Annotated in this window: 26 protein-coding genes; 6 read left to right on the forward strand and 20 right to left on the reverse strand. The window is 65.2% G+C overall.

The features are described 5' to 3' along the window. Positions 1-70 precede the first annotated feature (70 nt). From C2L66_RS07770 to mltG, 9 genes are all read right to left on the reverse strand, one after another. Positions 71-1,234 carry an AAA family ATPase gene (locus C2L66_RS07770; RefSeq protein ID WP_060600879.1) on the reverse strand — a complete coding sequence of 388 codons (1,164 nt, stop codon included), beginning with the start codon at positions 1,232-1,234 and terminating at the stop codon, positions 71-73. A gap of 76 nt (positions 1,235-1,310) precedes the next feature. Continuing rightward, positions 1,311-2,756: an alpha,alpha-trehalose-phosphate synthase (UDP-forming) gene (gene otsA / locus C2L66_RS07775; protein ID WP_060600876.1), complete on the reverse strand. Its 1,446-nt coding sequence runs from the start codon at positions 2,754-2,756 to the stop codon at positions 1,311-1,313. 271 nt (positions 2,757-3,027) lie between these two features. Continuing rightward, on the reverse strand, positions 3,028-3,384 hold the full coding sequence (locus tag C2L66_RS07780) for a Rap1a/Tai family immunity protein (RefSeq protein ID WP_036005290.1): 357 nt from the start codon (positions 3,382-3,384) through the stop codon (positions 3,028-3,030). Positions 3,385-3,524: 140 nt separating this feature from the next. Then, positions 3,525-4,262, reverse strand: coding sequence for an ankyrin repeat domain-containing protein (locus C2L66_RS07785; RefSeq protein WP_060600873.1), 738 nt, complete (start codon positions 4,260-4,262; stop codon positions 3,525-3,527). A 51-nt stretch (positions 4,263-4,313) separates the two neighbouring features. Next, on the reverse strand, positions 4,314-5,105 hold the full coding sequence (locus C2L66_RS07790) for a TatD family hydrolase (protein ID WP_054930486.1): 792 nt from the start codon (positions 5,103-5,105) through the stop codon (positions 4,314-4,316). 55 nt (positions 5,106-5,160) lie between these two features. Further along, positions 5,161-5,667, reverse strand: a complete 507-nt coding sequence (locus C2L66_RS07795; RefSeq protein ID WP_060600871.1) for a GNAT family N-acetyltransferase — start codon at positions 5,665-5,667, stop codon at positions 5,161-5,163. Between the two features lie 63 nt (positions 5,668-5,730). After that, positions 5,731-6,789, reverse strand: coding sequence for a DNA polymerase III subunit delta' (locus tag C2L66_RS07800; RefSeq protein ID WP_060600869.1), 1,059 nt, complete (start codon positions 6,787-6,789; stop codon positions 5,731-5,733). A gap of 94 nt (positions 6,790-6,883) precedes the next feature. Continuing rightward, on the reverse strand, positions 6,884-7,504 hold the full coding sequence (tmk, locus tag C2L66_RS07805; protein ID WP_054930483.1) for a dTMP kinase: 621 nt from the start codon (positions 7,502-7,504) through the stop codon (positions 6,884-6,886). After that, positions 7,504-8,514: an endolytic transglycosylase MltG gene (gene mltG / locus C2L66_RS07810; protein ID WP_060600866.1), complete on the reverse strand. Its 1,011-nt coding sequence runs from the start codon at positions 8,512-8,514 to the stop codon at positions 7,504-7,506. The genes tmk and mltG overlap by 1 nt, the downstream gene beginning before the upstream one ends. 77 nt (positions 8,515-8,591) lie before the next feature. Here mltG and ygfZ point away from each other — a divergent pair, with 77 nt between their 5' ends. Together ygfZ and C2L66_RS07820 are read left to right on the forward strand one after the other, a co-directional pair. Beyond that, positions 8,592-9,653, forward strand: coding sequence for a CAF17-like 4Fe-4S cluster assembly/insertion protein YgfZ (gene ygfZ / locus C2L66_RS07815; protein WP_060600863.1), 1,062 nt, complete (start codon positions 8,592-8,594; stop codon positions 9,651-9,653). A 103-nt stretch (positions 9,654-9,756) separates the two neighbouring features. Next, positions 9,757-10,578: an NRDE family protein gene (locus C2L66_RS07820; RefSeq protein WP_060600861.1), complete on the forward strand. Its 822-nt coding sequence runs from the start codon at positions 9,757-9,759 to the stop codon at positions 10,576-10,578. A gap of 21 nt (positions 10,579-10,599) precedes the next feature. Here C2L66_RS07820 and C2L66_RS07825 read toward each other — a convergent pair whose 3' ends face one another. The 5 genes from C2L66_RS07825 to C2L66_RS07845 all read right to left on the reverse strand — a co-directional run bounded on the left by C2L66_RS07825 (position 10,600) and on the right by C2L66_RS07845 (position 14,408). After that, positions 10,600-11,559, reverse strand: coding sequence for an alpha/beta hydrolase (locus tag C2L66_RS07825; RefSeq protein ID WP_060600859.1), 960 nt, complete (start codon positions 11,557-11,559; stop codon positions 10,600-10,602). An 87-nt stretch (positions 11,560-11,646) separates the two neighbouring features. Further along, positions 11,647-12,516, reverse strand: a complete 870-nt coding sequence (locus tag C2L66_RS07830) for an SDR family oxidoreductase (protein WP_060600856.1) — start codon at positions 12,514-12,516, stop codon at positions 11,647-11,649. Positions 12,517-12,568: 52 nt separating this feature from the next. Further along, positions 12,569-13,567 carry an NADP-dependent oxidoreductase gene (locus C2L66_RS07835; RefSeq protein WP_060600853.1) on the reverse strand — a complete coding sequence of 333 codons (999 nt, stop codon included), beginning with the start codon at positions 13,565-13,567 and terminating at the stop codon, positions 12,569-12,571. A 61-nt stretch (positions 13,568-13,628) separates the two neighbouring features. Further along, on the reverse strand, positions 13,629-14,102 hold the full coding sequence (locus C2L66_RS07840; RefSeq protein ID WP_054930476.1) for a PaaI family thioesterase: 474 nt from the start codon (positions 14,100-14,102) through the stop codon (positions 13,629-13,631). 6 nt (positions 14,103-14,108) lie between these two features. After that, on the reverse strand, positions 14,109-14,408 hold the full coding sequence (locus C2L66_RS07845; RefSeq protein ID WP_107203099.1) for a Dabb family protein: 300 nt from the start codon (positions 14,406-14,408) through the stop codon (positions 14,109-14,111). 434 nt (positions 14,409-14,842) lie between these two features. Between C2L66_RS07845 and C2L66_RS07850 the strand changes: the two genes are divergently transcribed. Beyond that, positions 14,843-15,136 carry a GYD domain-containing protein gene (locus C2L66_RS07850; protein ID WP_036005252.1) on the forward strand — a complete coding sequence of 98 codons (294 nt, stop codon included), beginning with the start codon at positions 14,843-14,845 and terminating at the stop codon, positions 15,134-15,136. A 47-nt stretch (positions 15,137-15,183) separates the two neighbouring features. Here C2L66_RS07850 and C2L66_RS07855 read toward each other — a convergent pair whose 3' ends face one another. Further along, on the reverse strand, positions 15,184-15,807 hold the full coding sequence (locus tag C2L66_RS07855; protein ID WP_060600847.1) for a trimeric intracellular cation channel family protein: 624 nt from the start codon (positions 15,805-15,807) through the stop codon (positions 15,184-15,186). 255 nt (positions 15,808-16,062) lie between these two features. Here C2L66_RS07855 and C2L66_RS07860 point away from each other — a divergent pair, with 255 nt between their 5' ends. Beyond that, positions 16,063-16,554, forward strand: coding sequence for an LEA/WHy family protein (locus C2L66_RS07860; RefSeq protein WP_060600845.1), 492 nt, complete (start codon positions 16,063-16,065; stop codon positions 16,552-16,554). Positions 16,555-16,584: 30 nt separating this feature from the next. On the opposite strand, the gene C2L66_RS07865 is transcribed toward C2L66_RS07860, so the two are convergent. Further along, positions 16,585-17,364 (reverse strand): SH3 domain-containing protein, encoded by a 780-nt coding sequence (locus C2L66_RS07865; RefSeq protein ID WP_060600842.1) that lies wholly within the window; start codon positions 17,362-17,364, stop codon positions 16,585-16,587. 158 nt (positions 17,365-17,522) lie between these two features. Here C2L66_RS07865 and C2L66_RS07870 point away from each other — a divergent pair, with 158 nt between their 5' ends. Continuing rightward, positions 17,523-17,741 (forward strand): hypervirulence associated TUDOR domain-containing protein, encoded by a 219-nt coding sequence (locus C2L66_RS07870; RefSeq protein WP_060600839.1) that lies wholly within the window; start codon positions 17,523-17,525, stop codon positions 17,739-17,741. A gap of 119 nt (positions 17,742-17,860) precedes the next feature. Here the strand turns inward: C2L66_RS07870 and C2L66_RS07875 are convergent, their stop codons facing one another. The 4 genes from C2L66_RS07875 to C2L66_RS07890 all read right to left on the reverse strand — a co-directional run bounded on the left by C2L66_RS07875 (position 17,861) and on the right by C2L66_RS07890 (position 23,721). Continuing rightward, the gene (locus C2L66_RS07875) at positions 17,861-19,039 is read right to left on the reverse strand and encodes an acetyl-CoA C-acyltransferase (RefSeq protein ID WP_060600837.1); all 1,179 of its coding nucleotides are present in this window, start codon (positions 19,037-19,039) and stop codon (positions 17,861-17,863) included. A 57-nt stretch (positions 19,040-19,096) separates the two neighbouring features. Beyond that, a complete protein-coding gene (gene pncA, locus C2L66_RS07880; protein ID WP_060600834.1) occupies positions 19,097-19,723 on the reverse strand; it encodes a bifunctional nicotinamidase/pyrazinamidase in 627 nt (208 codons plus the stop codon). A 39-nt stretch (positions 19,724-19,762) separates the two neighbouring features. Next, a complete protein-coding gene (locus tag C2L66_RS07885; RefSeq protein ID WP_060600831.1) occupies positions 19,763-21,847 on the reverse strand; it encodes a 3-hydroxyacyl-CoA dehydrogenase NAD-binding domain-containing protein in 2,085 nt (694 codons plus the stop codon). Between the two features lie 170 nt (positions 21,848-22,017). Next, positions 22,018-23,721, reverse strand: coding sequence for a 3-(methylthio)propionyl-CoA ligase (locus tag C2L66_RS07890; protein WP_060600828.1), 1,704 nt, complete (start codon positions 23,719-23,721; stop codon positions 22,018-22,020). A gap of 145 nt (positions 23,722-23,866) precedes the next feature. On the opposite strand from C2L66_RS07890, the gene C2L66_RS07895 reads away from it, so the two are divergent. Beyond that, complete coding sequence (locus C2L66_RS07895; RefSeq protein ID WP_060602677.1) at positions 23,867-25,423, forward strand: protein adenylyltransferase SelO; 1,557 nt, start codon at positions 23,867-23,869, stop codon at positions 25,421-25,423. Positions 25,424-25,628: the final 205 nt, after the last annotated feature.

Here is a 25,628-nt window from a genome sequence, read left to right on the forward strand (position 1 = left end):
CCTTCTTGCCCTTTCTCACGAGTTACTGCGCTGTGCGAAGCGCTTTGCCCTGTCGGCCGCTCGCGTCGCGCTAGCGGGCGGGCCACTTCCACGCAGGCAGATCGCGCGACTCGGCATCGGCGATGCGGGTCGCGCCCAACTGTTTTTCGAGCACGACGGATTCGCTGCCGTCCTCGCGTTCCAGCGCCGCGATGAGCCGCGCCGCATGCGACACGACGATAACCTGCGAACGCAGCGACGCCCGCGCGATCAGCCGCGCGAGCGCCGGCAGCAGATCGGGATGCAGGCTGGTTTCCGGCTCGTTCAGCACGAGCAGCGCGGGTGGCCTGGGCGTGAGCAGCGCCGCGACGAGCAACAGGTAGCGCAGCGTACCGTCGGACAATTCGGCGCCCTTCAGCGCGCGCAGCAAACCCTGCTGCTGCATCGTCACCTCGAAGCGCCCCTCGATATTGGTGATTACGACGCGCGAACCGGGAAAGGCGTCGTGAATGGCGGCATCGAGCGCGGCCGCGTCGCCGATTTCGTGGATCGTCTGCAGCGCGGCGGCAAGATCGGCGCCGTCGTCGCCGAGCACGGGCGTGTGCGTGCCGATCTGCGGCAGGCGCACGGGAGACTCCACATCCGTCCTGAAATGATCGTAGAAACGCCAGGAACGGATCTGCTCGCGCACGGCGATCATCTCCGGCGCGCTACGCGGGTCAGAAAACTCCGTCATCATGCTGTCGAAACTGGCGACGGTATGCGGAATAGTCTGCCATTCACCGTCGTCGTCACGCGTGCGGATCGACGCGCCATGCCGGTCGACCAGCAGCGCCGACGGACGCAACACGGGACCGCTCCAGATGCATTCGCGCTTGATAACGGGATCGAGCCCGAACTGGGTTTCTCCAGGAATGGGCAGACCGAGATCGATTGCGTAGCCGAATTCGTCGCCTGCAAAACCGAGCCGCAGATTGACGGGCTCTGTGCGGCGCGTGCCCTGCACGGGCGTGTCGCCCGCCAGCATCGCGCGGGAGAAGCGCTCGGGGCCCGCCCATAGCGTGGACTGCAGCCCGCCCTCGCGCGCCAGCGACGGAATCACACCGCCGCGCGCCGTCACGGCCAGCAGCCGCAACGCCCGATACACGCTCGATTTGCCGCTGCCGTTCGCGCCTGTAATCACGTTCAGGCGCGCAAGCGGCACGATCAGATCGCGCAGCGAGCGATAGTTGGCGATGGCGAGCGTCGTCAGCATCCATGCTCCGCGGAGCCGACGCCTGGCGCCGGCAAGACAGGATTATTCTGGATTTCGATTGGATGCCTGCGCCGCATCAGCCGCGTCCCGCCTTCTTTGCCTGCGCCCGCCCTTCGCGGCCGCTATCGGGCAACGGCGCTGGTGTGGGGACGCTGCGCAGATCGCGCAGGAACGAATCGCGCCACACGCCCAGATCGTTTTTGCGCAGTGCCTGCATATCCAGATCATGGCGCCGCTTGCGCTCGTCGAGCGGCATCGAGAGCGCGCGCTGCAATGCGTCGCACATGCCGAGCGAATCATGAGGATTCACGATCAATGCGCCTTCAAGCTCGGCCGCCGCGCCCGCGAACATGGACAGCACCAGCACGCCGGGATCGTCCGGATTCTGGGCCGCGACATATTCCTTCGCGACGAGGTTCATCCCGTCGTGCAGAGGCGTGACGAACCCGACCTGCGATTCGCGGAACAGCGACATCAGTTTCCAGCGGTCGTACTGCTGGTTCAGATAGCGGATCGGGGTGTAATCGAGACCCGAGTACTTTCCGTTGATGCGCCCTGCTTCGTACTCCAGTTGCTGACGGATGTCCTGGTAGGTGGTGACGTCGGAGCGCGTGGGCGGCGCGATCTGCACGAGCGTGACGTTGCCGCGCCACTCTGGCGAGCGCTCCAGCAACGCTTCGAAGGCCCGGAAGCGCTCGACCAGCCCTTTCGAATAATCGAGCCGGTCGACGCTCATGATCAGCTTGCGCCCTTCGAGGCTCTGCTTCAGGTCGAGTACATGCTGACGGCTTTCGTAGCGCTTCGCCTGTTCGGCGATCTCGTCGGGAAACACGCCGATCCGATAGACACCCGTACGCAATTGCCGGCCAAACGCTTCGGCGCGGCCATCGCTCGACACCGTGCCGCGTGCGTGCCGGCGCAGATAGTCGTGAAAAGCGAGCTCGTCGTTGTCAGTCTGAAAACCGAGCAGGTCATAGCAGCACAGTGACTTCACGAGTTCTTCGTGCGGCGGGATGTTCAGCAGAATCTGCGGCGCCGGAAACGGAATGTGCAGGAAGAAACCGATGCGGTTCCTGACGCCCTCGGATCGCAGCGCCTCGGCGAACGGGATCAGGTGATAGTCATGCACCCAGATGATGTCGTCCGGTTCCAGCAGTTTGATGAGCTTGTGCGCCAGCCACGCGTTGACGCGCCGATAGCCCGCGTATTCCTCCCGCTCGTAGCGCGCGAGGTCGTTGCGATAGTGGAACACGGGCCACAGCGTCGCGTTCGAAAAGCCGCGGTAGTACTGGTCGTAGTCCTTGCGCGTGAGGCCCGTGGTCGCGAAGGTCACGGAGCCGTCGACGTCGAGCGTCGGCCCGGCGTTGGCGACTGTTTCGCTGACGACGTCTCCGCTCCACCCGAACCACACGCCGCCCGCGTCCTTCAGTGCGCCGAAAACGCCGACCGCGAGCCCCCCCGCGGAGCCTTTGGTCTCCGTTGGCGTTGCCACGCGATTCGACACGACGATCAGTCGGCCCATGTTGCTGTCCCTCCGCTCTGGTTGGCGCGGCCGGTCTGCCGTGGCCGGCGCGCATTGTTCAGTGCTGGTAAGACCGCGGTTGCGCCCGATCAGTTGCACATTTGTGCGAGGCCGGACGGCATAGGCCAAAAGACCGGTTTGGAACGGTGCCGACAACGCGTCGACTGCGTAGAAAAAAGCAGAAAACGCGCGCGGTGCAGCGAGCACGGCGCGCGTCGGGATGAATCGCGACGAACCAGACCTGGCGACGAAAACGAAAAGCGGCCGCCGCTCAGTTGCCCGACTTGCAGGGGAATGCCTTGCCGAGCCCCAGCGAGACGGCCGTGCTGGCGTTGTAGCCCGCCACGTTCGGGTTGTCGGCGATGTACTTGCGCACCGCGTCCGTCAGTTGTTGCGAGCGCGCTTCGGGCGGCAGGCAGAAATACTGGCCGACGCGCGGACCTGTCGTCCCGCCGATCGCGTCGATCGTGTTGAACACACCGTCGGCAGCGCCTTCGATATAGGCCGCACACGCGCTACGCGACGCCACGTCGGTCTTCGTGCACAGCTTGTTGAGATCGCCCCCCGTAAACGCGGCAGCCGTCAACGGCACAGCGAGCGCGCCGAAGCAAATCAAAACCCGCAGCATGTTTTTTCCTTCCTGGTGTGAGCCCGGAACCAGACGGTGTCCGGCGGTCTTCGCCGCGCGGTTTTGGCCACCCGTCCCGGCTGCAATTCAGGCGCGTGGTGACCCGCGCCCAAGCTGCTATTTTGCACTGTTTTGCAGCGTTACTGGGGCGCCTGCGGGGCCTGTTTCTGCATCTGCTGAAGCCGCGCCGTCAGCCCTTCGACGACATCGGGCTCCTTGTACTGTTTGGCGAAATCGAGCGCGGTCAGGCCGAGCTGGTTTTTCACGTTGAGGTCGGCGCCGCTGTCGAGCAGCAGCTTCACGGTCGACACATGGCCGCCGCGCGACGCCATCATCAACGGCGTGGTGCCGTTCGGCGAACCGGCGTCGATGTACGCGTCATGATCGAGCAGCAGCTTGACGATGTCGTCGTTGCCGTTCGCCGCCGCGTAGTGCAACGGCGCCCAGCCCTTCTTGTTGACTTCGGCATCTTTGGCGATCAGCTGCTTCACGATGTCGATGTCGCCGTTCAGCGCGGCCATCATCATCGCGTTTTCGCCTGCCTTGTCGAGAATCTCGATGTTGGTCTTCGGATTGTCGATGAGGGCGGCGACCACCTTGTCCGACTTTTCGCGCGCGGCGATCACGAGCAGCGGAATGCCCTGGTTGTCGGTCATGTTCGGGTCCATGCCGTTCGCCAGCTGCTTCTTCACTTCCTTCACGTCGTCGAACTTGACGGCCTTGATCATCGTGTCGGCGGGTGCGGCGGACGCTGGCAGTGCGCCGAGCGTCGCGAGCGCGACACCCGCTGCCAGCGTCAGTTTCGCCACCGTGCGGCGCAGGCCGGCTGAGCGGATGGAAGCTGCGCCGTGATGGCCCTCGGTCAGATATTTTTTCATGTGTTGCTTTAGGAAAATTTCCTATCCTTTTGATACTACGTGCTTTTCACTTCAAACGCCGGCCGGCGCTGGAATCTTGAACAAACGGAAAAAGTTCTCGCTGGTCGCTGCCGCGAGCGCTTCGTCCGGCATCTCGCGCTGCTGCGCGATGAACCTTCCGACATAACTGACGTACGCAGGTTCATTCGGCTTGCCGCGATACGGCACGGGCGCGAGGTACGGCGAGTCGGTTTCGATCAGCAGACGCTCGAGCGGCACCCGGCGCGCGACGTCCTGCACGTCCGTCGCGCTCTTGAAGGTGACGATGCCCGACAGCGAAATGTAGAAATTCTGCGCCAGCGCCTGTTCAGCGACGGCCCAAGGCTCCGTGAAGCAGTGCATCACGCCGCCCGGCACGCTGGCGCGTTCCTCGGCCATGATCCGCAGCGTGTCCGCCGACGACGCGCGCGTATGCACGATCAGCGGCTTGCCCGTCTGGTGCGCGGCGCGGATATGCACGCGAAAGCGCTCGCGTTGCCACTCCATGTCGTCGATCGAGCGGCCTTCGAGGCGGTAATAATCAAGCCCCGTCTCGCCGATCGCGACCACCTTCGGATGCTGCGCCAGCTCGACCAGCTCGGCGACTGTCGGCTCCCGTGCATCCTCGTGGTCCGGGTGCACGCCTACCGACGCATAGACGTTGTCGTACGAACGCGCGATGTCCAGCACGGACGGCAGCGTTTCGAAGTCGACGGACACGCACAGCGCGTGCGTGACCGAATGCGAGCGCATGTTGTCCAGCACTTGCGGCAGACGGTCGCCGAGTCCTTCGAAGTTGATATGGCAGTGGGAGTCGACGAACATGGTGAAGTCCTGCGAAAAATCCGGTGAGGTTTGAGGCGAGCCGTACCGCAACAGCCTATTGCGCGCCGTCCAGACGCTTGCCGAGGATGACCAGATCGCGCTCGACGCCATCCAGCACGGCGACGCGCGGCAGCGTGCCCCATGTTGCGAAGCCGAACGCCTGGAACAGTCGCACGCTAGGCTCATTGTGGCCGAATACAAAGCCGAGCACCGTATCGATACCCAGTTTCGGCGCGGCTTCCAGCGCGGCTGCCAGCAGTTTCTTGCCCAGCCCCTTGCCGCGCGCGGCTTCGTCCAGATAAATGCTGACTTCGGACGTACGCTGATAGGCGGGCCGTCCGTAGAAGTCGGAAAAACTCAGCCATGCAATCACCCGTCCCGCATCTTCGACGACCCACAGCGGACGCTTCTCAGGACCGTGCGCCTCGAACCACGCCCGGCGGCTGTCGATGCTGACGGGTTCCAGATCGGCCGTGACTTGCCGCGACGGCACGGTCGAGTTGTAGATGGCGACGATGGCGGGCAGATCGTCGAGCGTGGCATCGCGGTATTGAAGAGTCATGTCGATGTCGATGATGGAATGGGCTGAAAACGGTGGTGCTTCACGCGCGGCGAATGGGTCTGGCTACTGGACGAACAGGTCGCGATAACCGAGAAACAGTTCTTCGAACACGAGCCGCGCGTTGAGCGGATGGTTTTCGACCGCGCGTTGCCGCGTGACCGTCCGCATGAAGCGCGCGAAACCGTTCGCGTCGGCCTGCGACGCGCAACGCGAAAGCGCCGCCGACGCGGCGGGGAAATAACGCGGCGTGCCCGATGCGCCTACCGTGGACTGGGCGAGCAGATCGTACATCCAGCGCTGCAGCCAGCCGAGCACGAGCGGCACGGGCAGCTTCTGCAAGGTCTCGCCGCACGCGAACGCATCGCAATTGGGGCCGGCCGCCAGTTGCTTGAGCGTCCAGTCGCGCAACGGGCGGTTTTCGTCGCTGGCGAGCGCCAGCGCGGCGAGCGGCGCCCCGCCGGCTTCGGCCAGCAGGCCCGGCGCGTCGTCGACACCCTGTTGCGCGAGCCACGCAGTGGCGGCCTGCGACGACGGCGTGGTCATCGGCCACTGGCGGCAACGGCTGATGATGGTCGGCAGCAGCCGGTCGATGCGCGCCGACACCATCAGGAACACGACGCCCGCGGGCGGCTCTTCCAGCGTTTTCAACAGCGCGTTGGCGGCGGCGACGTTCAGCGCCTCGGCGGGGTACAGCACGACGACGCGCACGCCGCCGCGATGCGAGCCGACGCCGCAGAAGTCCAGCAGCGCCCGCACCTGTTCGATCTTGATTTCCTTGCTGGGCGTGCGTGTCTTCTTGCCGCCTTCGTCGGCGTCGGCGCCCGCTTTCTCGGCCTTTTCATCGGCCGCGGCGCTGGTGAAGCCCGCTTCCGCGGCGAGCGCCTCCGGTAGCACGATCCGGTAGTCCGGGTGATTGCCCTGTTTGAACCAGGTGCACGCCGCGCAGGTGCCGCACGGCTGGCCATCGGGCAGCGCCGATTCGCACAGCAGCCCCTGCGCCAGATGCTGGGCAAAGCGCAGCTTGCCGATGCCGGCCTGCCCGTGAAGCAGCAGCGCGTGCGGCCAGTGGGCGCGCAGTTGCTGCAGGCGGTTCCAGTCGTCGGTTTGCCACGGATAAATCATTGTTTGTCTTTTGATTCAATAGGTTGAAGAGTGTTTTTGATGTATCGGCCGAGAATTGCCCAATGATATTCAATGAGCTTATATCGGCGTAAATTCAAAGAGATACGATCAAATCTTCAAGATGCTTCTGAATTTCAGCAATGCTGCGCGTCGAGTCGATGATATCGAACCGGTAAGGCGCTTCTTCGGCACGGCGCAGATACTCGGTGCGGGTGCGGGTGAAAAACGCGTCCGATTCACTTTCGAACCGGTCCGGCGCACGCGCCGCGCTGCGGCGCTCGCTGGCTGTTTCAGGCGGCACGTCGAACAGCAAGGTCATATCCGGCTGGAAGCCGCCCTGCACCCAGCGCTCGAGCGCTTCGAGCTTGTCGCGCGGCAGGCCGCGCCCACCGCCCTGATAAGCAAAGGTCGCGTCGGTAAAACGGTCGGACAGCACCCAGTCGCCGCGCGCGAGCGCCGGCTCGATCACCTGCGCGAGATGCTCGCGGCGCGCGGCGAACATCAGCAGCGCCTCGGTTTCGAGGTCCATAGCCTGATGCAGCAGGATGTCGCGCAGCGATTCGCCGAGCTTCGTGCCGCCCGGCTCGCGCGTCATGACAACGGAACGGCCGACGGGCGCGAGCTTCTGCTCCAGCCGGTCACGGAACCAGCTGAGATGCGTGGTCTTGCCCGCGCCGTCGATGCCCTCGAACGTGATGAATTTTCCCCGAGCCATCATTGACCTCGAATGTATTTGTCGACGGCCTTGTTGTGATCGCCGAGCGTGTCAGAAAAGATGCTGCTGCCGTCGCCGCGCGACACGAAATACAGCGCGCTGGTCTGCGCCGGATTGAGCGCGGCCTGCAGCGACGCAACGCCCGGCAGCGCGATGGGCGAAGGCGGCAGGCCCATCCGCGTATAGGTATTGTAAGGAGTGTCCGTCTGCAGGTCCTTCTTGCGCAAATGGCCCGTGTAGCTCTCGCCCATTCCGTAGATCACGGTCGGATCGGTCTGCAGCGGCATGCCGACGCGCAGACGGTTCGCGAACACCCCGGCGACCATCGGGCGGTCGGATGCCTTGCCCGTTTCCTTCTCGACGATCGACGCCATGATCAGCGCATCGTACGGCGTCTTGTACGGCAGGCCCGGCGCCCGGGCCGCCCACGCTTCGTCGATGCGCAGCTTCATCAGCCGGTATGCGCGGCGGTAGACGTCGAGGTCGCTGGTGTCCTTGTCGAACAGGTAGGTATCCGGGAAGAACAGCCCTTCGCCCGTGCCCGTGGGCGTTTCGGGCGCGCCGATCGCCTTCAGGAGATCCGCGTCGGACATGCCCGCCGTATCGTGTTTGAGCGCCGGATTCGCATCCAGTTCGGCGCGCATGTGCCGGAAGGTCCAGCCTTCGATGATCGTCGCCACGTACTCGTTGACGTCGCCGCGCGCGATCTTCTGCAGCACGTCGTACGGCGTGATGCCCTGCTTGAATTCGTAGTTGCCGGACTTGAGCGCCGACTGCAGCCCGAGCACGCGCGTCATCATCACGAACAGTTCGGGCTCGACGGGGACGCCGCCACGGTTGAGTTGCGCCGTGACGCTGCGCAAGCTGCTGTGCGGTTTGATCGTGACATCGAGTTGCGGGGCGGCGAGCGGGACAGGCGTGGTGGCCCAGTGGTATGCGCCGTACGTCGCGGCGGCGAGCAGCATCGCGAGCACGACGCAGGCGATGAGGCATTTCTTCAGGAGGGACATGGAAACGTGGTTCGGGTGAAGCCAATATAATACTTGCTTGCCTCCGCCAAAGTCAGAATTGACTGTTCCCCGAATCCATGAACGCACCGCTTGCTTCTGCTCCCGGCACTGCTGCCCCCGCTCCTGCTCACGTTGCCGTTTCGCTTCCTGCGTTTGCGCGCCCCGCGCGCGACGAGTTCGACGCCGTCCTGTCGGGCGGCGCGTTCATGCCGCTGCCGCAGTTCGGCGTGATCGACGCGACGGGCGACGACGCCGCTGCCTTCCTGCACTCGCAACTCACGGCGGACACCCAGCATCTCGATGCCGCGACGGCGCGCCTCGCCGGCTACTGCTCGCCGAAGGGCCGCTTGCTGGCGTCGTTCCTGGTATGGTGCAGCGGCGAGTCGATCCGCATGCTGGTGTCGAAGGACGTGCAGGCCGCCGTGCAAAAGCGTCTGTCGATGTTCGTGCTGCGCGCCAAGGCGAAGCTGGGCGACGCTTCGGAGACTACACTCGCCATCGGCCTTGCCGGTGACGTACGAGGCGCGCTCTCGGGCGTGTTCGACGCGATTCCCGACGGCGTGCACGTCAAGGTGGACGGGCCAGCCGGGTCGCTGGTGCGCGTGCCCGATGCGGCGGGCCGCCTGCGGTACGTGTGGGTTGGACCGAAGGCCGAAGTCGAAGCCCGCCTGCCCGCGCTGGAGGCCAGACTGCCGCGTGTCTCCCCCGCCGTGTGGGACTGGCTCGACATCCGCGCGGGCGAGCCGCGTATCACGCAGCGCGTGGCCGAACAGTTCGTGCCGCAGATGATCAACTTCGACGTGCTCGGCGGCGTCAATTTCCGTAAAGGCTGTTATCCGGGCCAAGAAGTGGTGGCGCGCAGCCAGTATCGCGGCACGATCAAGCGGCGCATGTCACTCGCGAATGTGGCGGGTGAAACGGAAAGCGTCGTGCCGGGCGCGGAACTGTTTCATTCGGACGATCCGGGCCAGCCGTGCGGCATGCTCGTCAACACGGCGGCCGCGCCGGACGGCGGCGTCGATGCACTCGTCGAAATCAAGCTGGCCGCGCTCGAAAACGGCAGCGTCCATCTGGGTGCCGCCGACGGCCCCGCGTTGACCTTCCTGCCCCTGCCTTACGCGCTGCCGACGGAAGTCTGACGCACCCAGCAACATCCGCACGGCGCCGCGCCTTCCTTCCCGGATATCAGTCGCGGCGTGTTCCCGCCGTATTCACGCCTTCTCGTTACCAAGACTTCTGCCGATGTGTCTGATCGTGTTCGACTGGCGCCCCGAAGCGTCTGACGGTCCGCTGTTCACGCTCGCGGCAAACCGCGACGAATTCCTCAAGCGCACGGCCGAACCGATGCATTGGTGGGCCGACGCGCCAAATCTGCTGGCGGGCCGAGACCTGGTCGGCGGCGGCACGTGGCTCGGCATGACGCGCGACGGACGCTTTGCCGCGCTCACCAACTATCGCGCACCAAAAGAAATGCGCGCCGATGCGCCGACGCGCGGCACGCTGGTGAGCAACTGGCTGTCGGGCGATCACGGTATCGAAAGCGGCGCGCCGCTCGACTATCTGTTGCGCGTCGCACGGGACGGTGACATGTACAACGGCTTCAATCTGCTCGTCGGCGATTGGACGCGGCGGGAACTCGCCTGGTACTGCAACCGCTCGCCCGCCGCGCCAATGTTGCTCGCGCCGGGCACACATGGCATTTCGAACGCGGTGCTCGACACGCCCTGGCCGAAACTCGTGCGCAAGCGCGCCGAGCTTGCCCAGGCGCTCGCCGGCGAAGCCCGTCCGCCGCTCGCGACGCTGATCGGTCTGATGCGCGACCCGCACGTCGCCCGCGACGACGAATTGCCGGCGACAGGCATTTCGCTCGAACGCGAACGCGCGTTGTCGGCGGCCTTTATCGATACGCCCGATTACGGCACGCGCGGCACGACGGCCGTGCAGGTGCTGGCGCAGAACGGACGGCTGAGCGTCGCGGCGCTGGAACGCAGCGACGACAACGGCTCGCATCGCGTCGTGCGCCCCGGGGATTACGAGCGCAGTTTCACGTTCGATATCGCCTGAAGGCGAAACAGCCGCTCATTTTCAGTCGGCGCCGAACGCGGCGCGCAATGCGGCCGCCGCGTCCGCATGCGCGATGGCGACGTCGGGCACGTAGCCGCCCATCTTGAAGAACTCGTGAATCATGCCCGCGTAACACGTGAACGCGACGGCATTGCCCGACTCGCGCAGCTTGTGCGCATAGGCGTCGCCTTCATCGCTCAACGGATCGTATTCGGCCGTTGCGATCCATGCGGGCGCCACGCCGTGCAATGCAGGCGCGCCGCGCGTGCCGTCGAGCGGCGCGAAACGCCAGTCGTGGCGGTCGTCGGCATCGCGCAGGTATTGCTCGAAAAACCATTGGATCGTGTCGCCGGACAGCAGATAACCATCCGCGAGGCGTGCGTGCGAGTCGGTCTGCTGATGACCCGTCGTCCCCGGATAGATCAGCAGTTGCAGCACGAGCGGAATGCCTGCGTCGCGGGCGAGCACGGCGCATACGGTGGCAAGCGTGCCGCCCGCGCTGTCGCCGCCGACTGCCATCCGGCTCGCGTCGATGCCGTAGAGCGCAGCGTTGTCGTGCAGCCACTCGAGGGCGTCGAACGCGTCGTCGACAGCGGTGGGAAATTTGTGCTCCGGCGCGAGCCGGTAGTCGACCGACATCACCGCGCATTGCGCGTCGCGCGCGAACATCCGGCAGAGCGCGTCGTGCGTGTTCACGCTGCCGACCGTGAAGCCGCCGCCGTGATAGTAGACGAGCGCGGGCACGGGATTGGCCCATTGAGGCTCGGCGGGATGATAGAGACGCACGCGAATGGACGCGCCGTCGCGCATCGGCACGTCGATGTCGTCGACGGAAAACATCGGCGCCGCGGGCACTTCGAGTATCGGCGCGCTCTTCTCGTACGACGCGCGCGCCGCTTGCGGCGTCAGATCGTGATAAGCGGGGCGCTTTGCCCGCGCGATCATGTCGAGCACCTGCTCGATCTTCGGATTCAACGGCATGGTTGGACGACGGCGCGCACGCGCCGCACGGTTAAATGAGCGCGCCATGATGCCACGAACACGCGTTGAAACGCTCGACCGGGCGCGCTAGCGCGCTTCCTTGACCTCGGGTTTGAGCGACAGCGGATCAGTCGGATTGCGCTGCTGCTCGATGTCCTCGTGCCGCAGCCGCACCGTCGCGAGAATGGCGGGATGCGTGAGGATGTAGAAGCGCCGCCCGGCGATCGCGTCGAACGTCAGCGCCGCGACGTCCGTCGCGCCCAGCTTGCCGGATCGCACCGCGCGCTGCAGTTGCTTGTCGGCGGCGAGCTGCGAGCGCGTGGGCTCGGCGCTGTTGCGCAGCGACTCGGGACGCGCACGCTCGGCATCCGCGATGCCCGTCGGCACGAACGCGGGACACAGCAGCGAGCAACCGACCTCGCCGCCCGCGTTTTGCAGATCGTGATACAGCGTCTCCGTCAGCGACACGACTGCGTGCTTCGACGCGTTGTAGATGCCCATCGACGGCGGCGACAACAGCCCCGCAACCGATGCCGTATTGACGATATGCGCCGGCTCCTTCTGCTTCAGCATGATGGGCGTGAAGATACGCACGCCGTGGGCGACGCCCATCACGTTGACGCCGAACACCCATGCCCAATCGTTCGCCGAGCTTTCCCACAGAAAGCCGCCGGAGCCGACGCCGGCATTGTTGAACAGCAGATGCACCTTGCCGAAGGCTGCGAGCGCGGCATCCGCGAGCGCCTGAACCTGTGCGCCGTCGGACACGTCAGTTTGCACGCCGATGGCTTGGGCGCCCGATGCGCGCAGCGCATCGACAGTTTGTGCGAGCGCGTTCGCGTCGATATCCGCCAGCACGAGCTTCATGCCGAGCGACGCGCCCTTTTCCGCGAACGCGCGGCCGAAGCCGCTCGCCGCGCCTGTAATCACGGCGACTTTGCCGTCGAACTCGAACATGCCGTTTCCCTCGATGAGCGATTGCGCGTGGCGCGTTCCCGTTTGCGCCGACTCAGATCAGCTTGACGAGCTGCTTGCCGAAGTTGCGCCCCTTGAGCATGCCGAGAAACGCTTCGGGTGCGTTTTCCAGGCCTTGCGCGACGGTCTCGCGATACTGCAGCTTCTTCTGGGCGACGAGCGTGCCGAGTTCCTTCAGCGCGGCGGGCCACTCGTCCAGATGCTCGCTGACGATGAAGCCCTGAACCAGCAGACGCTGTGTGAGAAGCAAAGCCGGATGCCTGAGCGGCAAAGGCGCACCGTCGTAACCCGCGATGAAGCCGCACAACGCGATGCGGCCATGCGCGTTCATCCGCGCGAGCGTCGCGTCGAGCACTTCGCCGCCGACATTCTCGAAGCAACCGTCCACGCCGTCCGGCGTCGCCGCCTTGAGGTCCTGATAAAGATTGCCCGCCTTGTAGTCGACGCATGCGTCGAACCCCAGGGTCTCGACCACATAGCGGCACTTGTCTGGACCACCCGCGATGCCGACGGCGCGCACGCCCGCCTGCTTCGCCAGTTGTCCGACGACGCTGCCGACCGCTCCGCTCGCCGCGCTGACGACCACCGTCTCGCCCGCCTTCGGCGCGATGATCCGGTTCAGGCCGTACCACGCCGTCACGCCCGGCATGCCGACGGGGCCAAGATACGCAGAGAGCGGCACGTGGGTGTCGTCGATCTTGCGCAGGTTCTTGCCGTCCGACGTACCGAATTCCTGCCAGCCGAACATGCCGACCACCTTGTCGCCGGGCTTGAAAGCCGCGTTCTTCGACTCGACCACTTCGCCCGTCGTGCCGCCGATCATCACCTCGTTCAGCGGCTGCGGCGCCGCGTACGACTTCGCGTCGCTCATGCGGCCGCGCATGTATGGATCGAGCGACAGATAGTGATTGCGCACGCGGACCTCGCCATCGGCGAGCGGCGCGAGCGGCGTTTCGACGAGCTTGAAGTTGTCAGCGGATGCCGCGCCCTGCGGACGCGACACGAGCAGAATCTGGCGATTGAGCTGGCTCATGATGAGTTTGTCTCCGGAGAATGTCGGGTATGAAGTACGGGGCGAAGGCGCGGCGCGGCGTTCAGCCGTCGCTCGGCCCCGGCTTCGCCGACGGATCGCTGCGCAGCCGCTGCTGCCGCACTTCGCGGCCAACGGCGAGTCGCCGCATGTACTTGAACGTGCCGAGCGCCTTCGCGACGAAATGGCCTTCGCTGTCGCGGATCTCGCCTTCGCAATAGGCCATCGTGGTAGAGCGATGCAGCACGCGGCCCGTCGCGCGCAACTCGCCGCTGCCGGGCTGCATGAAGTTCACCTTCATTTCGACCGTGACGACGCCGACGCCGTCGGCCGCGAGGCTGCGCGCGGCCATGGCGAGCGCGACGTCGCAAAGTGTCATCGTAATGCCGCCGTGCGACACGGCCCACGTGTTCAGATGCTCGGGACGCAGCGGCAGCACGACTTCACTGGCGCCGTCGCCGGCCGAAACGAGTTGCACGCCGAGGTGATCGATAAACGGGCTTTCGATCACCAGCGTGTTGCTGGAAGAGTCGGTCATATGCGTTCAGAGTTCGTAGTCGACGGCCTGACGCGCCTCGCGGATCGGCGCGAGAAATGCCTTCACGTCCTGATGCACGGGGTGGACCTGATACCCGTCCAGCGCCGCCTTGTTGGTGAAATCGGAGACGAGCACGACGTCAAACGTCGAGTCGAGGCCGGGTGTCGCGATACCGACTTCGAGGTGCACGATGCCCGGCACGGCATCGCGGCAGGCTTCCAGTTTTTCTTTCAGCACCAACGCGTTTTGCTCGCGCGTCCGGCCTTCCCCCGCTTGCAACTTCCACATCACGATATGACGAATCAAGACGTTCACCTTTGCTGTTGACCTGGCGCCGCGGCCCGCACGGAACCCATGCTGGACACGGATGAAACACGCTTCGCCAGATGATACCTGCACTGCGCGAGACGATGAATCGAGCTGCATGGCATAGGAAAAACGCACACACCACCCGTGCGATCGGCCGCGTCACGGCGCGTTGTGTCGCCTATACTTTTCAGGCAATCAGCCCGGCCGTGCGCAGGCAGCGCTCACGCGCAACGCGAAACCGGGCGCCTTCAACCTGCGGCCATTCCTTCTCCAGCGCGCGGGCCCGCCGCCCCCCGGCCGCCTTGTCTTCCTTCCTCTTTGCCGCCTTATGCACGCATGGAAAACGGCCCGCTCCGTGGGCACGCTCGCCTTTCTCGCCGGGCGCCGCCGCATCGTGCGCGGATCATCTGCATTCACTTCACGAGGACAACATGGCCACTTACCTCATGCTGGTCAACTGGACCGATCAGGGTGTGCGCACCGCGAAAGATACCGTCAACCGGGCACGCGCGTTTCGCGAAGCCAGCAAGGCGATGGGCGTGACGGTCGGCACGGTGAACTGGACGCTCGGCGCGTACGACCTCGTGATCTCGTTCGAGTCGCCCGACGACGAGACCACGACCCGTCTCGGCCTCGCGCTCGCCGCGCAAGGCAACGTGCGCACGGCGACGATGCGCGCGTTCAGCGAAACGGAGATGGAAAAGATCGTCGGCGGATTGAAGTAGCCTGGCGTCCCGCGCGGGTTGCTCGCGGGTTCGCTTGTGCGCCGCGTTCAGGGCTGCGCGCGCGGCAGATGCCATCCATGCGTCGCCGCGGCCACGCGCAGCACGAAGCACGCGACGCCGCCCGCCACGCCCGCCAGCGCCGGCGACAGGCCGAAGCGGCGCGCGCTCAGCACCACGATTGCGCCGACGAATGCCGCCGTCGCGTAGATATCGGTGACGAGCACGGACGGAATGCGCGCGAGCAGCACATCCTTGATGACGCCGCCGCCAACACCCGTCACCGTGCCCATCAGCGCCGCGACGAACGGGCGGATGCGGTACAGCATCGCCTTTTCGACGCCCGCCACAGCGAACAGCGACAGGCCCGCCGCATCGAGCACCATCAGCCAGAACTCGGGGAAGCCTTGCGCGTTGGCGTGGAAGAGGAACGTGAGCAGGCCCGCTGCGAACGTCAACGCGGGATAGCGCCAGTCGCGGATGGCGTTGGGCGGCGTTGCGCCGATCAGCAGGTCGCGCGTCACGCCCCCGCCGAGCGCCGCGACGAACGCGATCACCATCACGCCGAGCAGGTCGAGGCCGCTGTGCATCGCGGCCACCGCGCCCTCGATCGCGAAGATGAACGTGCCGGCGAGATCGGCGCCAAGAACGATTGTTTCGATTTTCGGTTTCATACGGTTTGTCGTGCGTCTGTCTTGCCCCGTGACGAGCCGAACGGTACAACGAAACGGCGCGCACGCACGCGCGGGGACCGTCCTGGTTCGGCGCGAACCGGCTGCGCGCCGAGGGCGCCGCGATTGTCTCATCGCCGTGGCGGCGGGCAAAGCGTGCCGCACCGGCGCGCGATTGCGCCCGCTTCAGCGCCCTGCGCCGCTATAGTGCATACGACGCGCGCCTATTCGCGCGTCCCTTTCGAGAGGAGCACGACCATGATCGCCGACCGCGCTGCGCGCTTCGCCCGTGTGCTGATGTTGTTCGCCGCGCTGCTGGCGCTTGGCGGCTGTGCGGGCATGTTCGGCAGCAATCCGCTGCGTGTGAACGTCGCAGGGATCGAGCCGCTCGAGGGCCAGGGAATGGAGATGCGCTTCATTCTGAAGCTGCGTGTGCAGAATCCGAACGAAGCGCCCGTCGACTTCAACGGCGTTTCCGTCGAACTCGATCTGAACGGCAAGCCATTCGCGAGCGGCGTCAGCGATCAGAGCGGCACTGTGCCGCGCTTCGGCGAAACCGTGATCGGCGTGCCCTTGACGGTGCCCGCCTTCACTGTCGTCCGCCAGGCATTCGCCTTCGCCGACAGCGCGCAGTCGGGGCAACTTCCGTATGTGCTGCGGGGCCGGCTCGCTGGCGGCGTCACGGGCGGCACGCGCTTCATCGACCAGGGCACGCTATCGCTGCCGACGGGCAACCTCAGCGGCCTGTAGTGCAGCGAACGGCTGCGGACGGCATCGCAATCAGTGATTCGGGCCTTCGTTGCCGTGCCCCGAAGGCGCTGGCGGCCGGGCGTTGCCACCGCCGCCCGGAGGCCCCCCGGACGGATGTCCACCGCCTTGCGCGGGCGGCGGCCCGGGTGGATGCTCCCCGCCGTGAGCAGGCGGCGGTCCCGAAGGATTGCCGCCCTGGACCGGCGGACGGCCGCCTTGTTGCGGTGGCTGCCCTTGCGGCGGACGCTCGCCCTGCTGCGGCGGGCCGGGCCGATGTCCATGCCCGGCGGCGGATGGCCCAGGCGGAGGCGGCGGCGCGGGCGACGCGGACGGCGGCCGGTTCCCACCGGGCGGCGGACGATTGCCGCCTGGCGGCGGCGGTGGCGGACGGTGCGGCGGCGGCGGATGGTTTGCCCAGCGTCCACGGTCGCCGTACCACGGGCGCCCGCGATAGTAATGGTCCCAGTAAGAGCCGATCGAAAAGGTAATCAGCGGCAGGCCGATCACCGTCCCGTAGTCCATGATGGGGACATCGCTGCCCTGATACGGATAGGTCAGGTAACCGCCGTAAACCCACCCGCGCGCCTGCGCGATCGCCACGTCGCACCACGTGTAGCCGCTCACGCAGCCATAGACGGCCACGGGTTGTCCGGAAGGCAATTGCGCGACGACCGGGTAATCCTGCGCCGGTCCCGCGTACAGGTAGACAGGCTGATTGGTGTAGGCCTGCGATTGCGCCGACGCCGCTCCCGATGCGATCGACAACGCCGTTGCCCCCATCACAGCAACGCAAGCAACCCGCATTCGCATGATTGTTCTCCTTATCGTCTGGCGGATGTGTGGGTGGACGAAGCAGCGAATTGTGTGCCTGACAGGCATTCGTCATCCACGCGCTGTCACGGAAATGAGGCGGAAACGGGAACAACGGATGCAATATTCGCCATCACTCAATCTGTCGGGAGAACGGCATGAAGCATGATCTGAAACCGGGCGATCGCGTCGACTGGAACACGCCACAGGGCATGACAAGGGGCAAGATCGTCCGCGCGATCACCGCGCACACGGAACTGGATGGTCATACGGTGGCCGCATCGAAGGACGACGTGCACTACGAGGTCGAAAGCGAAAAAAGCGGCAAACGTGCTGTCCATCGCGCGGAAGCTTTGCACAAAACGAAGCAGCGGTGACGCACGGCAAAGCCTGCGTAAGGCAAAGCCAGAATGTAGCAAGTAAAGAAAGCAGAAAGCCCGCGTGCTTTCGCACGCGGGCTGACATATCCGCGCAGAGTCGCTACGCGAAAGCGCGCTCAGACGACTTCGAACAAGCCCGCCGCGCCCTGCCCGCCGCCGATGCACATCGTCACCACGACGAATTTCGCGCCGCGCCGTTTGCCTTCGATCAACGCATGGCCCGTCAGACGCGCACCCGACACGCCATACGGATGACCCACCGCAATCGCCCCGCCGTTGACGTTCAGGCGTTCGTTCGGAATCCCGAGCTTGTCGCGGCAATACAGCACCTGTACGGCGAAGGCCTCGTTCAGTTCCCACAGATCGATATCGTCGACCTTGAGACCTGCCTGTTTCAACAGCTTCGGCACGGCGAACACCGGGCCGATGCCCATTTCGTCGGGCTCGCAGCCCGCCACCGCAAAGCCGCGAAAAATTCCGAGCGGCTGCAGGCCTTCACGCTCCGCGACCTTCGCGTTCATCACGACGCACGCCGACGCGCCATCCGAAAACTGGCTCGCGTTGCCCGCCGTGATCACGCCGCCCGGCAGCGCCGTGCGGATCTTCGACACGCCTTCGAGCGTCGTGTCGGCGCGGATGCCTTCGTCGGCCGCGATCGTCACTTCCTTCGTGAAGAGGCGCCCGCTTGCTTTATCCGCGATGCCGGCGAGCACCGTCATCGGCACGATTTCGTCGTTGAAGCGCCCCGCTTCCTGCGCCGCCGCCGCGCGCTGCTGCGACTGTACGCCGTATTCGTCCTGACGCTCCTTCGAAATCGAATAGCGTTTCGCGACGGTCTCGGCCGTTTGCAGCATCGGCCAGTAGATTTCCGGCTTGTGTTCCGTCAACCAGCCTTCGCGCAGCATGTGCATGTTCATTTCGTTCTGCACACACGAGATCGACTCGACACCGCCCGCGACGAACACATCGCCCTCGCCGACCATCACGCGTTGCGCGGCAAGTGCAATCGTCTGCAGGCCCGACGAGCAGAAACGGTTCACCGTCATGCCCGGCACGGTCACGGGCAGCCCGCCGCGCAGCGCGATCTGTCGCGCGATATTCGAGCCCGTCGCGCCTTCGGGATTCGCGCAGCCCATGATCACGTCCTCGACGCGCGCCGGGTCGATCTTCGCGCGTTCGACGGCGGCCTGCGTCACGTGGCCGCCGAGCGTCGCGCCGTGCGTCATGTTGAACGCGCCGCGCCACGATTTGGCGAGACCCGTCCGGGCAGTCGATACGATTACGGCGTCAGTCATGCATGTCTCCTGCAAATTTTCAAAGAGTGTGTGTGGTTCGCCTTGCGTGGCGCCGGCTCAGACAAGCAAGTCCGCCGATTGCACGCGTTCGACGCCGGCGGCGCGCATCTCGCGCCAAGCCTTGTCGAGCGAACCGTTCAGATCGATTGCGCGGGTCGCGTCTTCGATGACGACGACCTCGAAGCCCGCCGCGCGCGCGTCGAGCGCCGACCACGCGACGCAATAGTCGGTCGCGAGCCCGCAGCACCACACGCGCGTCACGCCCGTATCGCGCAGATAGCCGGCAAGTCCCGTCGGCGTCGTGCGATCGGCTTCGAGAAACGCCGAATAGCTGTCGACACCCGCGTGATGCCCCTTGCGAATCACGGCGCGCGCATGCGGAATATCGAGCGCCGCGTGCAGCATGGCGCCTGGCGTGTTCTGCACACAGTGCGTCGGCCACAGCACCTGCTCGCCGTACGGCAGGGTCATCCTCTCGAACGGCTGGCGGCCTGCATGATTCGCGGCAAACGAAACATGCGACGGCGGATGCCAGTCCTGCGTCAGTACAACGTGGCTGAAGCGCCGCGCGAGCTGGTTCACGAGCGGCACGATTTCGTCGCCGCGCGCGACGGCGAGCGCGCCGGCCGGCATGAAGTCGTTCTGCACATCGACGACGAGCAGAACGTCACGGGCATCTTTCATCACTGTTCCTGTTGTTTCGCGACGGCGGTGCGTGCGCGTTCAGCTATTGAAGCCGCGCCCCTGCGCCGCCCGCTCGACGATGCCCGCAGCAATCTGCCAGGCGTCGCCGTTCGGTTGGGCCGCATAACGGCGGATCGCGCGCTCGACGTTGTAGAAGCCGACGGTATCCGCATACAGCATCGGGCCGCCGCGCCAGAGCGGAAAGCCGTAGCCCGTCAGATAGACCATGTCGATATCCGACGGCTTCGACGCGATGCCCTCGTCGAGAATCTTCGCGCCCTCGTTGACGAGCGCGAACACCAGACGCTCGACGATCTCGTCGTCGGAGAGCTTGCGCCGTTCGACGCCGAGTTCCTTCGAATACGCGACGATCATCTCGTCGATCTGCTTCGACGGATACGCATTGCGGTCGCCCGCCTTGTAGTCGTACCAGCCGCCGCCCGTTTTTTGCCCGAAGCGCCCCGTCTCGCACAGGCGATCGGCGATCTTCGAGTAATGCATGTCCGGGTGCTCCTGATAACGCCGCTTGCGGATTGCCCAGCCGATATCGTTACCCGCGAGATCGCTCATGCGGAACGGGCCCATCGCGAAGCCGAATTTTTCAATGGCCTTGTCGACCTGCGCGGGCAGCGCGCCTTCTTCGAGCATGAAGAGCGCCTGGCGGATGTACTGCTCGATCATCCGGTTGCCGATGAAGCCATCGCAGACGCCCGACACCACGGCCGTCTTCTTGATCTTTTTCGCGAGCTTCATCACGGTGGCGAGCACGTCTTTCGCCGTGTCCTTGCCGCGCACCACTTCGAGCAGCTTCATCACGTTGGCCGGACTGAAGAAGTGCATGCCGACCACATCTTGCGGGCGCTTCGTGAAAGCGGCGATCCTGTTCAGGTCGAGCGTCGACGTGTTCGACGCGAGGATCGCACCCGGCTTCGCGACTTCGTCGAGGCGCTTGAATACCTGCTCCTTCACGCCGAGTTCTTCAAACACGGCTTCGATGATGAGATCGGCGTCCTTGAGGTCGTCGTACGAGAGCGTCGGCGTGATCAGCGCGATGCGCTGCTCGAGCGCGTCTATCGTCAGCTTGCCTTTCTTGACGGTCGCCTCGTAGTTCTTGCGGATCGTAGCCAGACCGCGATCGAGCGCGTCCTGCTTCGTTTCGAGCAGCATGACGGGCAAGCCCGCGTTGATGAAGTTCATCGCGATGCCGCCGCCCATCGTGCCCGCGCCGATCACCGCCACCTTCTTGATGTCGCGTACGGGCGTGTCGGACGGCACATCGGGAATCTTGCTCGCCGCGCGCTCGCCGAAGAAGGCATGGCGCAGCGCACGGCTTTCGGGCGTCTGTACGAGCGCGAGGAAGCACTCGCGCTCCACCTTCATGCCTTGCTCGAAGCCCTTGAGCACGCCCGCCTCGACGGCGTCGATGCACTTGTGCGGCGCCGGATACTGCTTCGCGACGGCCGCGACGCTGTTGCGCGCGAACTGGATGAAGCCCGCGGCGTTCGGATGCTCGATCTTGCGGTCGCGAATCTTCGGATGCGGACCGCTTTGCGCGCCGACCTTGCGCGCGAACGCCAGCGCGCCTTCCATCAGATCGCCTTCGATCAGCGCATCGAAAATCGGCGTGCCCGCGAGCTTCTCGGACATCACGGGCGTGCCCGACACGATCATGTTGAGCGCGGCTTCCAGTCCGAGCGCGCGCGGCAGACGCTGCGTGCCGCCCGCGCCGGGCAGGATGCCGAGCTTCACTTCGGGCAGCGCGATCTGCGCGCCGGGCGCCGCCACGCGATAGTGCGCGCCGAGCGCGAGTTCCAGTCCGCCGCCCATCGCGACGCTGTGGATCGCCGCGACGACGGGCTTCGCGCTGCCTTCGACAGCCTTGATGACTGTCATTAGCGTCGGTTCCTGGAGCGCTTTCGGCGTGTTGAATTCGGTGATGTCGGCGCCGCCCGAGAAGGCCTTGCCCGCGCCCGTCAGCACGATCGCCTTGATGGCGGGATCGGCCTGCGCGCGCTCGACGCCTTCGACGATGCCCTTGCGCGTCGACAGGCCGAGGCCGTTGACGGGGGGATTATTCAGCGTGATGACGGCGACGCCGTCGTGTGTCGTGTAGTCCACTGCCATCTGCCTGCCTCCATGCGATGCGGACGCGCCTGACAGGCGCAGTCCGGATGGGAACACCCGAACCATTGTCCGCTGTTTCGCCGTTCGTTTGCGATAGCAGGCAGAATACACAAAAAAGCACGATCGTTCAAATTCAAATGATGCGTGCGGCGATGGCGTAAACCCGAGGTCTACGACAGATCGGTTTTCACGTGCCGTAGGGCGTGCCCTTCTTTCTCGTCGAACGGGCAGTTCTCGATGTCGAGCGCCGACGGCAGCACGTGGTCGCGGAAGCGCTCGCGCAGCTTGAGCTTTTGCAATTTGCCCGTTGCCGTATGCGGCAGTTCGTCGACGAATACGACGTCGTCGGGAATCCACCATTTCGCGACTTTGCCTTCGTAGAACGCCAGCATGTCGTCGCGCGTCAGGTCGGCGTCCGGACGTTTCACGACGACCAGCAGCGGCCGCTCTGTCCACTTAGGATGCGAGCACGCGATGCACGCCGCTTCCGCGACGGCGGGATGCGCAATCGCGACGTTCTCGACGTCGATCGAACTGATCCACTCGCCGCCCGACTTGATCACGTCCTTGCTGCGGTCGGTGATGTTCAGGAAGCTGTCCTTGTCGATCGTCGCCACGTCGCCCGTCGGAAACCAGCCGTCGACGAGCGGCGACGCATCGCTGCGGAAGTACCGGTCAATCACCCACGGCCCCCGCACGTGCAGATCGCCGAACGCGACGCCGTCCCACGGCAGGTCGCGCCCGTCGTCGCCGACGATCTTCATATCGACGCCGTACATCACGTGGCCCTGCTTTTCGCGCAGCTTGCGCTGCTCGTCGGGCGAGCGCTGCGACTGCTCCCATGTGAGCTTCGCAAGCGTGCCGAGCGGCGACATCTCCGTCATGCCCCACGCGTGAATCACCTCGACGCCATAGACTTCCTGGAACATCTTGAGCATCGCAGGCGGACATGCGGAACCGCCGATCACCGTGCGCTGCAGCGTCGAAAACTTCACGCCGGCTTCGCGCAAGTGGTTCAGCAAGCCGAGCCACACGGTCGGCACGCCCGCCGAATACGTGACGCGCTCCGCCTCCATCAACTCATACAGCGACTTGCCGTCGAGATCCTTGCCCGGAAACACCAGCTTCGCACCCGTCAGCGGCGCGGCGTGCGGAATGCCCCATGCGTTCACATGGAACATCGGCACGACGGGCAGCACGGAATCTCGTGCGGACAGGCCCATCGCATCGGGCAGCGACGCGCCGAACGCATGCAGCACGGTCGAGCGATGCGAGTACAGCGCGCCCTTCGGATTACCCGTCGTCCCCGATGTGTAGCAAAGGTTGGATGCGCAACGTTCGTCGAGTTCCGGCCAGTCGAATGCGCCGTCGTGCTGCGCGAGCAGCGCTTCATAGCTCGACGCGGCCGTCGACATGCGCGGCATGTGCGCTTCGTCCGTCATCGCGATCCAGCCGCGCACGTTTGGACACTGCGGCGCAAGCACATCGACGAGCGCGGCGAACGTGATGTCGAACAGCACGTAGCGGTCGTCGGCGTGATTGACGATATAGGCGATCTGATCGGGAAAGAGGCGCGGATTGATCGTGTGGCACACGGCGCCGAAGCCCGTCGTGCCGTAGTAGGTTTCCAGATGCCGGTAGCCGTTCCAGGCGAGCGTGCCGATCCGGTCGCCCGCTTCGACGCCGAGCGCCATCAGCGCCTGCGCGAGCTGCTTCGCGCGCCGCTCGCAATCGCGGTACGTGTAGCGATGCACGTCGCCTTCGATGCGCTTCGATACGATCTCGGTCGTGCCGAAGTGGCGTGACGCATGGGCCAGCAGCGAGGAAACCGTCAGCGGCACGTCCATCATCTGTCCATAGAGCGGCGTCGTCATACGCGGGTGTCTCCCAGAGGTGTGATGTTGTGTTGTCTCGCGTTGTTATTCGACATCGATCGCGCTTTGCCATGCGCTTCGGATGCGCGCGCTGCAGCGCGGCAGGCGCGGAATTACAATATCGGTTAATAAAGAGGCGCTCAATATGTCGTTTTCCCCATGCAATGCAGGGTTATCGGGTTCCATGTCGACGGCCGCAGGCGCCATCGACAACCAGCGCGAAGGCAGCTTCGCCGCGCTCGGGAACGTCTTTCTGACACGTCTGCCAGCGGCGCCGTTGCCGGCGCCGTATGTCGTCGGCTTCGCGCCAGATGTCGCGGCGATGCTCGGCTTCGATGCGTCGCTGGCGAGCGCGCCGGGTTTCGCCGAGTTTTTTTCGGGCAATACCACGCGTGACTGGCCGGCGGCCTCGTTGCCGTATGCGTCGGTCTATTCGGGACATCAGTTCGGCGTGTGGGCGGGCCAACTGGGTGACGGACGCGCGCTGACGCTCGGCGAAGTCGAGCACGGCGGCAAACGCTTCGAGCTTCAGCTGAAAGGCGCCGGGCGCACACCTTATTCACGCATGGGCGACGGACGCGCGGTGCTGCGCTCGTCGATCCGCGAATATCTGTGCTCGGAGGCGATGCATCACCTCGGCATTCCGACCACGCGCGCGCTCTGCGTGACAGGCTCCGATCAGCCCGTGCGCCGCGAAGAAATGGAAACGGCCGCCGTCGTCACGCGCGTGTCGCCAAGCTTCGTGCGCTTCGGGCACTTCGAGCATTTCTACGCGAACGATCGTGTCGATGCGCTGCGCGCGCTGGCCGATCATGTGATCGACCGCTTTTACCCGGCATGCCGCGGCGCCGATGACCCCTACCTCGCCTTGCTGAACGAAGCCGTGCTGTCGACGGCCGATCTGATCGCGCAATGGCAGGCGGTCGGTTTTTGTCACGGCGTGATGAACACGGACAACATGTCGATTCTCGGCCTGACGATCGACTACGGTCCATTCGGCTTCATGGATGGCTTCGACGCGAACCACATCTGCAATCACTCGGACTCGCAAGGGCGTTACGCGTACCGGATGCAGCCGCAGATCGCGTACTGGAACCTGTTCTGTCTCGCGCAAGGTTTGCTGCCCCTGTTCGGCGAACGTTACGACGATGCGCAGCGCAGCGAGCGCGCGGTGCAGGATGCGCAGCGCGTGCTCGAAGGCTTCAAGCCGCGCTTTGCGCCCGCGCTCGAAGCGCGCATGCGCGCCAAACTGGGCCTCGAAACGCAACGCGAAGGCGACGACGTGCTCGCGAACCAGCTGTTCGAGATCATGCACGCGAACCGCGCGGACTTTACGCTGACGTTCCGCAATCTGTCGAAACTGTCGAAGCACGACGCGAGCGGCGATACGAGCGTGCGCGACCTGTTTCTCGATCGCGCCGCGTTCGACGCCTGGGCGACCGGCTATCGCGCGCGGCTGTCGCACGAAACCCGCGACGACGCCGCGCGCGCCGAAGCGATGAACCGCGTGAATCCGAAATACGTGCTGCGCAATCACCTGGCCGAGGCCGCGATCCGCAAGGCGAAAGAAAAGGATTTCTCCGAGGTCGAGCGCCTCGCCACCGTGCTGCGCCGTCCGTTCGACGAGCAACCCGACCATGAAGCCTATGCGGGACTGCCGCCCGACTGGGCGTCGTCGCTGGAAGTGAGCTGTTCGTCGTGAGCCGGCAGCCTTTCGCGCGTGTCCGCGCCGACAGGCTTCCACGACCGCACCAAGCCGGCTGCGCTACAATTCGAGCCCAGATAGCGTCGCGTGCGGTCTGATCGTCATGTCGGCGTGGCCAGCGCTTTTCGGACGGTTCCGACTGGCTCTCGCCGCCATTGCGCCGATCTCATCCGAACCCTCGCAGACGGCGCGCACGATGCGC

Source organism: Paraburkholderia caribensis (assembly GCF_002902945.1).
GTDB lineage: Bacteria > Pseudomonadota > Gammaproteobacteria > Burkholderiales > Burkholderiaceae > Paraburkholderia > Paraburkholderia caribensis.